Here is a 13,881-nt window from a genome sequence, read left to right as displayed (position 1 = left end):
GGTTTGCCGCCGAATGTGACTGAAGAAAAATATTGGAATGCTCAAAAGACGGTGGCCAAAAATACTTGACCACTACACAAGGACCGACAGCCAACGCCTACTTCAACGCGTAAAGTAACAGCGGGTGCTCAATCACAAACCGCGCCTTCAATGCACTTTCCCCTACCACTAATCCGGATAGGGAGCGTTATAGGATTTGGTAAACGGAGCCGCTCGAGGTGAGTCAAAGTATACATTTGGGTAAAAAAATGCCAGGTGGCGCTTATACATTCAAGACACTATTAACTGGCAAGTCTCTAATTCTCATACCTGTAGCAGAAAATATAGCATTGGTTAACGCTGGCGCTACAGGCGGAACTCCCGGCTCCCCCACTCCCGCAGGGGGAGCATCAGAAGCCACAATGGTCACTTCAATGTCAGGACACTGATTGATACGCAACAAAGGGTAGTTATGAAAATTAGACTGTTGAACTCTTCCTGCTTTAAAGCTGATCTCGCCCATCATTGCCAGACTAAGGCCAAATACAACAGCGCCTTCGGTTTGTGAGACAACTCGATCAGGGTTAACCACCAACCCAGCATCAATTGCCGCAATTGATTTGATCACCTTTAGGTTTTTGCTTCGATCGACTTCGACCAAAATAGCAACTGCTACATAACTGGTAAAGCTTCGATGTACCGCAAAGCCCCAGCCTTGTCCTTTTTGAAGTGACGTTTTCTGTTTCATCGCCAACTCCACAATATCAATGACCTTATGGTAGCGCCCAACATCCACAGGATGACGAGAAAGTTCTTCACCATAGTTACTGTATTCAAAGCCTTGATCAGCAAAATCGACCAGCCGAGGCTTACCTAACATCTGTTTCCACATCTGTGGCGATGGCATATTAGCGTGGTGAGCTAGCTCATCAACAAAGCTGCCTATACCGAAAGCGTGCTGAATATTGCACACAGAGCGAAGCCAACCTATGCGGGTATATGCTTCAGCCTTAACGGATTCACAGCGATAGCTTTTGAGCGCAAAAGGAATATCAACAAAGCCAAGATCTAGCTCTCCGGCAGACGGGTACTCAACGCTCTCTGCAAATGTCGAGCTAATTGACGGGAAACCAGTACGCTGCAGCATCGCCTCGGGAAAATTGTCATTATTAACTTTAGCTTGATAAAACTGTGCGTTTATCGCATGAAGATAGCCATTTTGGATATCATCTTCTCTACTCCAACTTACCTTTATAGGCCGATTAAGTTGTTGGGATAACAGTGCTGCTTCTACACTGAAATCAGGTTTAGCTTTTCGACCAAAGCCGCCACCCAATAAGGTTACGTTAACTCTAACTTGCTCTTCTTTTATTCCTAAATTTTTAGCCACATTCTGCTGAGTACTTTGAGGTGTTTGAGTCGAGGCCCACAGCTCACAGCCATGTTCAGTCACCATTGCGGTTGCCACGGGCGGCTCCATTGGAGCATGGGTTAAATAAGGGATAGTATATTGTGATTGAATTTTCGAATTTGTGGACCAATCATAAATTTCAGGGCCCTGCTGCCGTACAAGTTTACTTGGTTGGGTTATTCGTTTAGATAGCGTTTCCAAATAACTCTCAGAGTCATGGGTATCGTTCGGTGAGGCAGTCCAATCAATCACTAGTGCTTTTCTTCCTTGTAAAGCACTCCAGCTATTTGTAGCAATTACCGCAACACCGCCCAAAGCTTGAAAAGCAGGTGCGCCTTTAGGAACCGGTAAGCGAATAACATCAACGACTCCAGCAACCTTTCGTGCCTGACTATCATCTAATCTAACGACATCACTACCCAATACTGGAGGGCGGGTAATACTAGCGTAAAGCATTCCATCAAGTTGAACGTCATAGCCATATTTAGCTTTACCCGACAACATATCGTCCATATCAACGATCGTGCGTGACTGGCCAATATGTTTGAATTCACTGTTCTTTTTTAACTTAACGCTCTCTTTATCCGGTAAGGCTAACTTCGATGCCGCTAAGGCTAGCTCACCATAGCTCAATTTACGTTGACTTTTGTCGTGATGAACATAATGGCTTTTCGCCTTAACCTCTGACACAGGGACTTCCCAGCGATTAGCGGCTGCCTGCTCAAGCATGGTTCGCGCTATTGCGCCCATCTGACGCATCTGGTAGTAATATTTACGAATACTGCGGGAGCCATCAGTATTTTGGCTGCCATAGCGTTTATCTGCCAGGCCTTGCACCACCACAACATGTTGCCACTCAGCCTCTAACTCATCTGCTAAAATTTGAGGAATACCCGTCCTAATACCCTGTCCCATTTCTGAGCGGTGGCAGGTTAAATAAACCTTATTATCCTCACCAACCGCAATGAACAAATTGAGCTTACCGGCTTTTTCTTGTGCCAGTGCCATAGGAGTCCAGCTCAAACCGTTGGCTCCAAGTACTAAACCTCCACCTGTTACTCCAAATAGCTTAAGTACATCACGGCGGCTAAAGTTTTGCACTGCTGTAAATATACTCATTTCTCAGCTCTCTTTTTAGCCACACTTTGGATTGCAGCTTTGATTCGGGTATAGGTACCACAGCGGCAGATATTGCCAGACATAGCAGTATCAATATCAGCGTCAGTGGGAGTAGCATTACTCGCAAGCAACGCCGCAGCAGACATCAATTGGCCCGACTGGCAATATCCACATTGCGGCACATTATGGGTATTCCAAGCTTCTTTTAACCCCTCAAACTCAAGAGCTTCAATTGTAGTCACATGCTTACCCTGGGCCTGTGCAACACTGGTTAAGCAAGCTCTTGCTGGTTTGCCCTCAATATGTACCGTGCAAGCGCCACAAAGCCCAGCACCGCAACCATATTTAGTGCCTGTCATGCCTAACATGTCGCGTATTACCCATAAAATTGGGATATTCGGATCAGTATCAAGAGTAAAAATCTTACCATTTAACATTAATGTTATTTTCTTACTTGACATTACTCTCTCCTTTCCTTTGGTGCTAATAACATCAGCGACAGCTTAAGGTTGATAACACTGTTATATCTTTATTTAGTTGTTGCCATGTAACGAAAAATTATTTTCCAGTCTAAAACACACTCAAAACCAATAACGCTCGGGTAGCCAATATCAATAATTCCTGGTTACTTTCATCTGTTGTTGCCACTTTTCTAAATCTGTTTTGCTATCAATATCAGTTGTAACGAATTTAATATCGATCACGTTTATTTGTTGTGACTTTTCTTTTTCAATCAATAATTTTTTGGCGCCTTTGTCTCCACTAAGACTCAAAAGTATCTTAAAGTCTTCAGAATTAAAAATCGCTGGCGTACCAAAACTGTTTTTGTATTGGGCACAACTGGTTTGCCCGTTGGCAAACCAAGTAGTGGTTAACTTGTAAAGATCATTTAGTGCTACACCGATATGATCAGCGAGTGTGATGAGTAAACCATCGGCTTGTATCGACTGAGCCTTAGCTACGGCCACTTTTATCGAACTGGATATGCCCTGTTGCCACTGTTGATTTTTGATAACCATGACCTCATCAGGCAGTAGTGCTGTGATAACTTGGCTGTGTTCACCCAGGACGACCATCACTTGATAGTTTATTTTAGTCGGTGCTTTAGCTATTAAGCATTGCACTTTATCTAGCGAATGCAGTATTAATGGTTGGCGCTTTACTTTTCCTGATGCATCAAAAACATCAATATCGGCTGCCAACTTACACCCTTTGAACCGCTGGCTTGCCCCACCAGCTAATACTGCCACCAATACAGTTTTAGCTGATGCTGACTTCGCCTTGATATTCACTAAGTCTGTTGGAGTGTTATCCAGTTCGTCGATCAAAGCATCACCTTTTCTAAGGCAAACTGGCTGGCGTTATGCAGTACGCCATGACACTGTGCCAAAATACTTAAAGCCACGGATTCTGGCAGCTCGCCACCCAGCGCCAACCCGGCTGGTGCTGAAAGTACTCCATGAAAATCAGCTTCCGTCAGTTGAACCCTTTCAAGTACTTTATCGCGTCTATGAGGTGGGCCCAGCAAGGCGATGTAGTTGATTGGAACCTGGCTAAGACGTTTTAAGGCGGCACTGTCTAACTCTAGGTTGTGTTGCATTACGATTGCCGCGTCAAAACGGCATAATACCGAATCAGACAGATTAGTACTTGACTGCTTTATAATCCTGGCATTAGGAAAGTCATAGCTTCTGGCATAACTGGTCCGCTCATCAATAACCGTAACTTTCCAGCCTAATTGGCCCGCAATATTGGCCACTGGCTGTGCATCCAAACCACCACCAAATATAGCGATATGAAATCGTGGACGGCATGGAATGATAAGATACTGTTGTGTGGTGCGTTCTTTTTTGGCTCGGGTAAGCATTACCGCTTTTTGAAAGTCGTGCAGTGGATAATCAGCCTCTGCAACATGCACCACGGCAGCACTCATTTTATCCGCTGCCGTGCCCGCTTTAGTCATGGCTAACTCATAAAAAACAGGGTCACCTGCATTGAGTTTCTCTGTCAATAAATGTAATTGCAGGTAATGATTACTTTGCGTTAATGGAAACAACATCAGTTCGACAATTCCGCCACAACCTAACTGGTAGCTGGCATCAGATTCATCTCTAGCGTCATATTTTACTTTTACCACTACATCGTATTGAATGGCTCTCTGAGCATGCCGTTTAAGATCCTCCTCTAGACAGCCTCCACTCACCATGCCAATGGCCTTTCCCAATGGGTGGAATAGCATCATAGCACCGGCTTTACGATAAGCTGAACCTTGTACTTTAGTTACAACCGCCAATACCCAGCCGTCTTTCGGTGCGGCCTGCCATTCACTTAAAAGATCTTCAATATGATGCGACATAAATCCTTACTATAAAATTTGGCAGAGCCCGCCATGACGCCATGAAACTTGGAGGAAACAACACCCATGTTGGATACATCGACCCTAAATTTCACCAGCCCTCTTTGAAGCATAAAACCTCCTCTATTGACAATTAACTCCTTGGCTATTTCTACATCGCTTCAACATTCATAATCATTTTTTGGCAAGATTTGTTATCAATAATCTTTAGCTGAGCGCCGCCTCATTGCTCGCTTACTGATACCCATTGCAGATGATCTCTTGTTACCTGGTGCAAGACAACTTTGCTTCGCTCGGAAGTGATAGGCATACAGTCTACTATCCAGAAAAAAGAGAATAGTATTTTTATTATGCTCAAACTACCTGCCACAAAAAATTTAACACCATGGCATGTGGTGAGCGTTAACGAGCCTAGGTTTTTTTGCGGATATTTTTCAATATGCTTATTGTATTTATTTATATTCAATATTAATGGTATCGTTCAGCTCACCTTCACCACAATTTGAAAGACAAATTTCAAATAGGTTTTTTTGAGCTAAATTATTAAGCTTGATATTGGTTCTTTCGCCTGCTACAGCAATATTTAGCCATTTGTTTATTAGTGGAATACGTTACCAGAATCACCTTTTGTTCCGCCATTCTCTAAGTAGACGCAAACTCTAAATCCAGTATCATAACCTATTGCCACATCTTTCATATGGACATGGCCTATTAGTCTTGAGTAATTATCATTCGGCCAAAGATCTACAACCATTGTACTCCAAACACCTCCATATGTTAAAGCTAATTCTGCGATTTTTTCAATCCACATAGATAAACCCTCAACATGATTTTGCTTTATATCAATTTGAGGGTAATCCACATTCGATAGCTCCCAGTTCACATTCCACCTCTGATCATAATATAATGACGAATGCATGAGCGCAGAATCCTATATCCAGTGCTCTTACTTGTTAAGAGCATGCCACTCAATTGCTTCTTTCTCGTGGTATTGTATAAATTTATTTTTTCCGCTGCAGTACTTATCATTGTCATGATTGCAACTATGTGCAACACTTTTTTAAGGATTGCGTATTCCTGTGCTAGGCTCTTTATGGATTCCGGAGAGCTATGAATTTAGGACGTTATCGATGGATTTGACTACTGAACGCTTGTAAAACAGTCTCATGATGAAATTTCACGATCTCCTCGATAATACAACGTGCTACAACAGATGCGGCAACATCGTTGGCCCGATGGAGTGAGCTGTCCTCACTGTATGGGTCAGGACGTTACCCGGCAGGTAAAGGATGATACACAGCCGGACAGGCAGCGTTATCGGTGTAAGAGTTGCCAGCGCCGTTTTGATGACCTGACTTTATCTGTGTTTTCGGGCCATCATCAGCCTCTGAAAATCTGGGTGCATTGCTTGTATTTCATGTCATTGAAACTACCAAATTCACAGATCAGCCGGGAGCTCGACTTGAACAAAGATGATATCCAGCAGATGACGCAACAGCTCAGAGAAGCCGTTCACAGCAAAACTCCTGATATCTCTCTTGACGGTGAAATGGAATGCGACGAGTTTATGTTGTGGTGGGACATAAGGAACAGCCAGCAGCAGTCAAAAAAGGCCGTAGTGGGCGGCGGAACCAGCTGAGGGGTGCCCGTGGTCGTGATACGCTGGAGAAAGAAAAGCCTCCCATTTTTGGCATGATCCAGCGAGGTGGCCAGGTTGCGATACGTATGCTTGCAAATCTTAAACCAGCAACGATTCGACCGTTAGTTGAGACCACTATCTCTTCGGGCACTTTGGCTTACACAGATGAATACAACATTTATGACCGATTGAAAGAGTGGGATTACTGACACAAGACTGTTTGCCACAGTGCTGGCGAGTATGCTCGGGATGAAGATGGTGACGGTTTTAATGAAGTTCATGTGAATACTATGGAATGTTTCTGGTCTTTATTGCGATCTTGGTTGCGCCCCCATCGAGGGATATCACAAGAGAGACTTCCTCTGTATCTGAGTTTTTTGAGTGCCTGCACAATATAAAACGTCGGGGAAAGGCTGCTATTTCAGGATTGCTTAACCTACTGCTGGAATAACTCCCTGGAACCCATAAAGAGCCATTAATTTTTGTGATTGGTGAACAACGCCAAGCGCAGCGGAAGATCACGTAGTAGGTTGTCGTGACTGCCGCGCTTTGTTAAGCGCCACTTTTTGCTACTGCAATGTGACGTGAATTTACTCCGCTCTCCTTTAAAACCGCTAGTACATCTTTAGTTGTTCTGTGGCTTGGCCCTGCGGGGGATTGAATGACAAAGCTATAACTACTGCTTTTACTTAGCATGGTCGATACTTTTGCCCGAAACTCGTTAAGTGTCATCGCGACTCCTTGGCCCTGTATATAGATGTTATCGGGAGAGGCTATGGCAACTATAATAGTCTCGTTATTTTCTCCCTCTAAATGCACGAGCGTATCCTTGTCACAGGCGAATAATAAAATCGAAAAGCAAATCGCTATGTTGATTTTCATGTTCTTTACGCTTAATATTTATACAATGATTACCGTGACCACTATTATCCTGATTGCTATCTCGAAATCAATTTTGCGTAAATCTTGTAAGTGTTTTATTAAAGGCAGATAATTGCACAAAATTGATACCATCATACAAAATAAAAAAGTCATCGCGATCACTGTCCTGAGATAACCTATCACTTGTAACCGTCTGTATTTACGTGTTTTTTTCGGCACAATTCCCACTACTGTCAAAATAAAGGTCGCAATGAACGAGATTCCGGCTCACATCTGGCCATATTTCCTGTAAAACAGTACGTAGACAGAGCTTAGGCATGTTTACTAGTAAAGCAGGAGGGAAGAATACCCCTCTCCCTGAGATCGTATGAGGCATGGATGCCCATTACGAGCGTACAAGGATGTATTCACAGCGTGTCCTGGGAGAGGCGTATTCTTTCCTTCCGACCCGGTAGTAAATGGAGAACATCCCTATACCCGCTCCGCAAACCCCCTCTAGATTTATACATCGATTGCGGAACTTTATGCGGTCCAAGTATTTGACTTAGAAAACCGATTGCTATTGGTTTAAAAGCCCCATTTGTTTTAACCAGATGCGCCACCCCGAAGCGCTGCGGCTGTGGGCAAATTGCGGTGTGTCTTTTATAAGGCCAAGCTAGATCGAAGTCGTGATGGCTCGGCGTCTGTCCAGGTTGCGGTAGGCAAGGGCCTCGGAAATATGCGTCGTACAGGCCCTTTCAGCACCCGCAAGGTCTGCCAGGGTACGCGCGACCCTGAGTACGCGGTGATAGCTGCGCGCAGAGAGCCCCAGTTTTTCTATAGAGTGTCTCATCAGATGCTTTTCATTGTTTCCCAGTGCGCAGTGCTTTTCCAACTCGACACCCTGTAAGAGGGTATTGATCCTGCCCTGGCGTTGGATCTGTCGCTCGCGGGCGGTGCATACCCGCGTGCGCACCACTTCGGAAGGCTCGCTGGTGGGAGCGTCCTGTAATTGAGCGGCGTTCATGGTGCTGACCTCCACCTGCATGTCAATACGGTCCAGCAGCGGTCCGGAAAGTTTGTTGCGGTAGCGGCCAATCTGGTCCGGTGTGCAGCGGCAGCGGTTCTCCCCCAAGTATCCACAAGGGCAGGGGTTCATGGCGCCCACCAATTGAAAACTGGCGGGAAAGGTGACCTGGGCTTGTGCGCGGGAGATGCGCACTTCACCGTTTTCCAGAGGCTCGCGCAGTATTTCCAGTGCCTGGCGGGGAAATTCTGGCATTTCATCCAGAAACAGGACGCCGCGATGGGCCAGTGAGACCTCCCCAGGTTTCGGTGTACTGCCGCCCCCCACCAGCGCGGCTGGCGAGGCGCTGTGATGCGGCGCACGGAAAGGACGCAAACTCTGGTGAGGCATGCCTGCACTGGAGTAGACGGCAGCCACCTCGATTAATTCGGTAGTGCTGAGCGGAGGCAGTATGCCCGGCAGGCGGCTGGCCAGCATGGTTTTGCCGGTGCCGGGGGGGCCGTAAAAAAGCAGGTTGTGGCCACCGGCTGCAGCCACCTCCAGGGCGCGCCGGGCTTTTAGCTGGCCGCGCACATCGACAAGATCGGCGCAATGTATATCAGCATCTTGCGGTTTGGGAGTGGCGCGGGGCAAGGGCTCACGCCCGTGCAGTTCGGCACATACCTGCAATAGTGAAGCGGCACTGCCGACTTCGCCTCCCGCCAGAGCGGCTTCGGCACCACACGCCTGTGGCACCACCAGTTTGCGCCGGGCAATGGAACTGGCAATCGCTGCGGGTAGGGCGCCACTGACTTCGCGCAGTATGCCGGTCAGTGCCAATTCGCCGATAAACTCATAATTTTGCAGAGGTTCGCAGGGCACCTGTCCGGAGGCCGCGAGGATACCGATGGCGATCGCCAGGTCGTAGCGCCCGCCTTCTTTGGGCAGGTCGGCGGGGGCAAGATTGACCGTAATACGGCGCTGTGGAAACTCGAAATGGCTATTGATCAGGGCGCTGCGTACCCGGTCGCGGCTCTCTCTCACCGCTGTCTCAGGCAGGCCGACGATATGGAAGGCGGGAAGGCCATTGGCCAGATGTGTCTCGACTGTGACCAATGGGGCAGATACCCCGAGCTGTGCACGGGCATGGGTAACTGAGAGGTTCACAGTTTCATCCTGGAAATCACCAGCCGAGGATTCAGGTTTCGGGTTTGTTGTCCCTTGAGGCCAGGACCTGTTCCAGCATTTCCACTTTATCCTCCAGGCGCGCCAGCTTTTCCCGGGTGCGTCGCAGAATATCCACCTGGGTATCGAACTCGCGCTGGGATACCAGTGGCAACTTGTCCAGGGAAACTTCCAGGGCGCTGCGCAGGTCATTGCTGACAACCGCACCCTGTTGTTGCAGTTCTTTCAGTAGCTGTTGCAGTTTATCCGCAGCCACAGGCAACTCCTCGCTCAGTAATTCATCGTTATTGGCACCAGATTGTAACCCACAGTACTTTGTCGCAAAAGCTGTCCAAGGTGCACCATTTTGATTATTCCCCCCTGCAGTGCCTCCCCACTTCAGTGCGTGTTTCGATCAAAAGGGCCAGTTTGGTGCGTACTCTTTTGTTGGCTCTTTGTTCGTATTTATTCCAACTGTCTATTTTCTTAGCTAACCCGTTGATTTTATTCAGTGTTGCAGCTTTGGCATCAACCCTGCACTCAATTAGGCAGGTGTGCCATTGACGATCACTGGCAGTCTGGGAAAGTCGCCGTTCACAAGACGCAAAAGACCCTCTGTCATACCCGACAGTACAGGACCGATTGCAGGCGGCGCCATTACAGGAATCAGAAATTTAGATACATGGAAATCTTGGAGGATCAAAGGTGAAAACGAAAATGCACAAAATCGCCACTGTCTTCACTGGTGCTGCCCTGGCTCTGGCTATTGGCGGTACGGCTTTTGCCGAACAAAGCGGTCCCAGTTTCAGTGTCAGCGCGGGTCTGGTCTCGGAGTACAGATTTCGCGGTATTAGTCAGAGCGATGGGCAACCGGCAATTCAGGCGGGGATAGACTTAGATTTTGTCAATGGCTTTTATCTGGGCACCTGGGTTTCACAGGTGGACTTCGATTACGGCAATGACGAAACTGATTTTGAACAGGATTTCTATGGTGGCTACTCTGCGGAAGTGAATGATTCCACGCGCTATGAGATTGGTTATATCCATTACGCTTATCACGGAAGTGATCGTGATGAGGACTATCAGGAAATATATGGAAGTCTGACCTTCTCCGACCTAACGCTGGGTTTTGCTTATTCCGATGACTATTGGGCTGAATCAGGTGCTTTTTATTATCCTTACGCAGAGTATAGTTTTTCTTTGCCATCTGATCTGAGTTTAGAGCTTCATATTGGTTTAAACCTTTTTGATGAAGAAATTTTCCTATACGAGTCTGATTCCTATATCGATTACTCTGCAATCCTCAGTAAAGCGTTTGGTGACCTAACCCTGAGCGCTGCTTTTATTGGCACAGATATAAGCGACAGAGCGTGCTTTGACACCAGCTGGTGTGAGGCGACACTGCTCGCTGAAGCGAGCTACACCTGGTAATACAAACGCCTGTAATTAGTTGCGGGCATTGTTCTTTTGTGGGGGGAAGCCATGAAACTGATCACTGCAATTATTAAACCTTTCAAACTGGATGCAGTGCGAGACGCTTTGAGAGAAGCAGGTGTTAATGGCGTTACTGTCAGTGAGGTTAAGGGGTTTGGCCGGCAAAAGGGCCATACGGAATTATATCGTGGCGCAGAGTATGTAGTGGATTTTCTGCCTAAAACCATGCTGAAAATTGCAGTTTCAGCGCAACAACTGGATGTGGCGTTGGAAATAATAGGTTCCAGCGCGCATAGCGGGAAGATCGGCGATGGCAAAATTTTTGTAGCCAACCTTGAGCAGGCAGTGCGTATACGCACCGAAGAATCCGGCAGCGATGCTATTTAGATCAGAAATATTCAAAACATAATTTTAAAAAATATACAGGTTTAACCGGAGAGGAAAATGGAAAGTCAAGCATTTCAGTTGCAATATGCAGTTGATACCTTTTATTTTTTGATATGTGGTGCGCTGGTGATGTGGATGGCTGCCGGGTTTGCAATGCTGGAAGCAGGCCTGGTGCGTTCAAAAAATACCACCGAAATTCTCACTAAGAATGTCGCCCTGTTTGCCATTGCCTGCATCATGTACCTGATGACCGGTTACGCGATTATGTATGATGGCAATTGGATGCTTTCCGGCATTGAGGCCTTCAGCCTTGACGGTGTACTGGCGGAGTCCGCTGAGAATGGCTTTGAGGGCGACTCCGTATATTCCGGGGCCTCCGACTTTTTCTTCCAGGTAGTGTTTGTCGCCACGGCAATGTCCATCGTATCCGGTGCCGTAGCAGAGCGAATGAAGCTGTGGAGCTTCCTGGCGTTTGCCGTTGTCCTGACAGGCTTTATTTATCCGCTTGAGGGGTCCTGGACCTGGGGTGGCAAAGACGTTTTCGGACTGTATAACCTGGGTGATCTCGGCTTCTCTGACTTTGCCGGTTCCGGTATTGTACATATGGCTGGCGCAGCTGCTGCACTGGCTGGCGTTCTGGTGCTGGGCGCGCGCAAGGGCAAGTACGGCCCCAATGGTCAGGTCTATGCGATTCCCGGTGCAAACCTGCCGCTGGCAACCCTGGGGACTTTTATTCTGTGGATGGGTTGGTTCGGTTTTAATGGTGGCTCCGTGCTCAAACTGGGCGATGCTGCCAATGCACACACGGTGTCGATGGTATTTGTCAATACCAATACTGCTGCAGCCGGAGGGGCTATTGCCGCGTTAATCACCGCGCGCATCCTTTTTGGCAAGGCCGATCTGACGATGCTGCTCAATGGGGCATTGGCCGGTCTCGTGGCCATTACCGCCGAGCCCGCCACTCCGACTGCGCTGCAGGCAACCCTGTTTGGCATGATCGCCGGTATCATTGTGGTTTTCTCCATTATCGTGTTGGACAAGCTGAGAATAGATGACCCGGTTGGCGCAATTTCCGTACACGGTGTGATTGGTATGCTCGGTCTGATGCTGGTGCCGCTCACACATGAAGACGCCACTGTTAGCGGTCAGTTGACAGGCGCCGTGACCATTTTCTTCTGGGTCTTTACCACTTCCCTTATGGTCTGGTATCTGCTCAAGTGGGTGACCGGTATCCGCGTCAGTGAGGATGAGGAGCAGGAGGGTATTGACTTGACGGAATGCGGAATGGAAGCTTACCCGGAGTTCATGAGCAATTAGTTGTTCTGCGAACCCCGCCAGGTGGCACCCTGGTTGCGGTTATTATAGAGAAGACACATCAGGGGAATAGACAAAATGAAATTGATAACGGCCGTGGTTAAGCCCTTCAAACTGGATGATGTACGTACAGCCCTTTCGGAAGTGGGTGTACAGGGGATGACGGTAACGGAAGTGAAAGGCTTTGGTCGCCAGAAAGGGCATACCGAACTCTACCGCGGTGCTGAGTATGTGGTGGACTTCCTGCCCAAAGTCAAACTGGAGCTGGCAGTGGATGACGATATGGTGGATCCCGCTGTTGAGGCCATTACCAAGGCCGCCCAGACAGGAAAAATCGGTGACGGTAAAATCTTTATTACCGCCCTGGAGGAAGTGATCCGTATCCGCACTGGTGAAACGGGCAGGGAGGCGGTGTAATCAAGCCACATATATTCGATAGTTGAAATAGAAAAAGAACGCCAACTGCTTTTGTAAGCCCCTCGGAGGGCTTTTCTCTTTTCTGGGTATTGTCGGTTATGCCATTTGCGTGATGTGGGCAAACACCCCTGCACAGCTTTCGCTGAAATCCCCATAGCAAAAGGCAATATCTCACAGTTTTGTCCCAACAAAAAACTCTACGGCTCAAGCGCTCACAGCTGGCGGCGCAGATAGGAAGTGCCTATATATTATTCGCCACTTGTGATGGGGCACGGGATTGTCACTCGAACTGGCTTTCGGTTTCTTATACGCCGCGGGGAAAAGGCGGCGCAGAGGTACTCCCTCTGTAACAGGAGTAAAGGTTACAGGGTTTTAGCTATGAAAGATGGTTACGAAGATCAGAGCAAGAACTCTCGCAGTAAAGACTCTGAGGAATTTGCCGAAGAGCGCAGTGTCACCTCGCGCGAACGCGCAAGGAGTCAACTCAGTGCCGATGTGGAGGAGTTTCTCGATGGTGGCGGCGCAATCAGCGAAATTGACCCGGATGTCAGCGCCGATCCCCCTCGCAAGCCACAGCCCAAATACGGCAGCCGCCCGATTTAGTCCCCTAAGAAGGCCACCTCCGCCGGCAGGGTGGCGGTACACACCGGTCTCCAACCTTAAAAGGTCAGTTGGGTTGTTGGGGCTGGCTGGAAAAAACCCGGTAAACCGCTCCCGGCCTAGGGGCTGTTCCCGTTTCACATGGGTAGCCATAGGAAGGCACAAGCCATAGCTACTGTGCTTTGATAGCACCT

General features: G+C 47.8%; 15 protein-coding genes. 7 read left to right on the top strand and 8 right to left on the bottom strand.

Features of this window, described 5'->3' with window-relative positions:
• Positions 1–262: 262 nt before the first annotated feature.
• The 5 genes from Q1A48_RS18850 to Q1A48_RS18830 all read right to left on the bottom strand — a co-directional run bounded on the left by Q1A48_RS18850 (position 263) and on the right by Q1A48_RS18830 (position 5,748).
• Entirely contained in the window at positions 263–2,509 is a 2,247-nt protein-coding gene (locus Q1A48_RS18850; RefSeq protein ID WP_299948028.1) for a molybdopterin cofactor-binding domain-containing protein, read from the bottom strand.
• Positions 2,506–2,970 carry a (2Fe-2S)-binding protein gene (locus Q1A48_RS18845; RefSeq protein ID WP_299948026.1) on the bottom strand — a complete coding sequence of 155 codons (465 nt, stop codon included), beginning with the start codon at positions 2,968–2,970 and terminating at the stop codon, positions 2,506–2,508. Before Q1A48_RS18845 ends, Q1A48_RS18850 begins: the two co-directional genes overlap by 4 nt.
• A gap of 150 nt (positions 2,971–3,120) precedes the next feature.
• A complete protein-coding gene (locus Q1A48_RS18840) occupies positions 3,121–3,837 on the bottom strand; it encodes a nucleotidyltransferase family protein (protein ID WP_299948024.1) in 717 nt (238 codons plus the stop codon).
• Positions 3,834–4,865 (bottom strand): XdhC/CoxI family protein, encoded by a 1,032-nt coding sequence (locus tag Q1A48_RS18835; protein WP_299948023.1) that lies wholly within the window; start codon positions 4,863–4,865, stop codon positions 3,834–3,836. The genes Q1A48_RS18840 and Q1A48_RS18835 overlap by 4 nt, the downstream gene beginning before the upstream one ends.
• A gap of 598 nt (positions 4,866–5,463) precedes the next feature.
• A complete protein-coding gene (locus Q1A48_RS18830) occupies positions 5,464–5,748 on the bottom strand; it encodes a hypothetical protein (RefSeq protein WP_299948022.1) in 285 nt (94 codons plus the stop codon).
• Positions 5,749–6,078: 330 nt separating this feature from the next.
• Between Q1A48_RS18830 and Q1A48_RS18825 the strand changes: the two genes are divergently transcribed.
• Both Q1A48_RS18825 and Q1A48_RS21960 read left to right on the top strand, forming a co-directional pair.
• Positions 6,079–6,504: a transposase gene (locus Q1A48_RS18825; RefSeq protein ID WP_299948021.1), complete on the top strand. Its 426-nt coding sequence runs from the start codon at positions 6,079–6,081 to the stop codon at positions 6,502–6,504.
• Entirely contained in the window at positions 6,420–6,713 is a 294-nt protein-coding gene (locus Q1A48_RS21960) for a transposase (RefSeq protein WP_366523443.1), read from the top strand. Before Q1A48_RS18825 ends, Q1A48_RS21960 begins: the two co-directional genes overlap by 85 nt.
• Positions 6,714–7,056: 343 nt before the next feature.
• Here the strand turns inward: Q1A48_RS21960 and Q1A48_RS18820 are convergent, their stop codons facing one another.
• The 3 genes from Q1A48_RS18820 to Q1A48_RS18810 form a co-directional block, all read right to left on the bottom strand.
• Positions 7,057–7,386, bottom strand: a complete 330-nt coding sequence (locus Q1A48_RS18820; RefSeq protein WP_299948020.1) for a hypothetical protein — start codon at positions 7,384–7,386, stop codon at positions 7,057–7,059.
• Between the two features lie 655 nt (positions 7,387–8,041).
• Complete coding sequence (locus tag Q1A48_RS18815; RefSeq protein ID WP_299948019.1) at positions 8,042–9,538, bottom strand: YifB family Mg chelatase-like AAA ATPase; 1,497 nt, start codon at positions 9,536–9,538, stop codon at positions 8,042–8,044.
• A 31-nt stretch (positions 9,539–9,569) separates the two neighbouring features.
• Positions 9,570–9,812, bottom strand: a complete 243-nt coding sequence (locus Q1A48_RS18810; protein WP_299948017.1) for an accessory factor UbiK family protein — start codon at positions 9,810–9,812, stop codon at positions 9,570–9,572.
• Positions 9,813–10,240: 428 nt separating this feature from the next.
• Between Q1A48_RS18810 and Q1A48_RS18805 the strand changes: the two genes are divergently transcribed.
• The 5 genes from Q1A48_RS18805 (at position 10,241) to Q1A48_RS18785 (ending at position 13,690) form a co-directional block, all read left to right on the top strand.
• Positions 10,241–10,966 (top strand): TorF family putative porin, encoded by a 726-nt coding sequence (locus Q1A48_RS18805; protein WP_299948016.1) that lies wholly within the window; start codon positions 10,241–10,243, stop codon positions 10,964–10,966.
• 51 nt (positions 10,967–11,017) lie between these two features.
• On the top strand, positions 11,018–11,356 hold the full coding sequence (locus tag Q1A48_RS18800) for a P-II family nitrogen regulator (protein WP_299948014.1): 339 nt from the start codon (positions 11,018–11,020) through the stop codon (positions 11,354–11,356).
• 57 nt (positions 11,357–11,413) lie between these two features.
• Complete coding sequence (locus Q1A48_RS18795) at positions 11,414–12,673, top strand: ammonium transporter (RefSeq protein WP_299948012.1); 1,260 nt, start codon at positions 11,414–11,416, stop codon at positions 12,671–12,673.
• 75 nt (positions 12,674–12,748) lie between these two features.
• Positions 12,749–13,087, top strand: coding sequence for a P-II family nitrogen regulator (locus tag Q1A48_RS18790; RefSeq protein ID WP_299948010.1), 339 nt, complete (start codon positions 12,749–12,751; stop codon positions 13,085–13,087).
• A 378-nt stretch (positions 13,088–13,465) separates the two neighbouring features.
• The gene (locus Q1A48_RS18785; protein WP_299948008.1) at positions 13,466–13,690 is read left to right on the top strand and encodes a hypothetical protein; all 225 of its coding nucleotides are present in this window, start codon (positions 13,466–13,468) and stop codon (positions 13,688–13,690) included.
• Positions 13,691–13,881: the final 191 nt, after the last annotated feature.

Source organism: uncultured Microbulbifer sp., from assembly GCF_947489355.1.
GTDB lineage: Bacteria > Pseudomonadota > Gammaproteobacteria > Pseudomonadales > Cellvibrionaceae > Microbulbifer.
The sequence above is the reverse complement of the archived record's forward strand: the minus strand, read 5'-3'. Positions and strand labels throughout refer to the sequence as shown.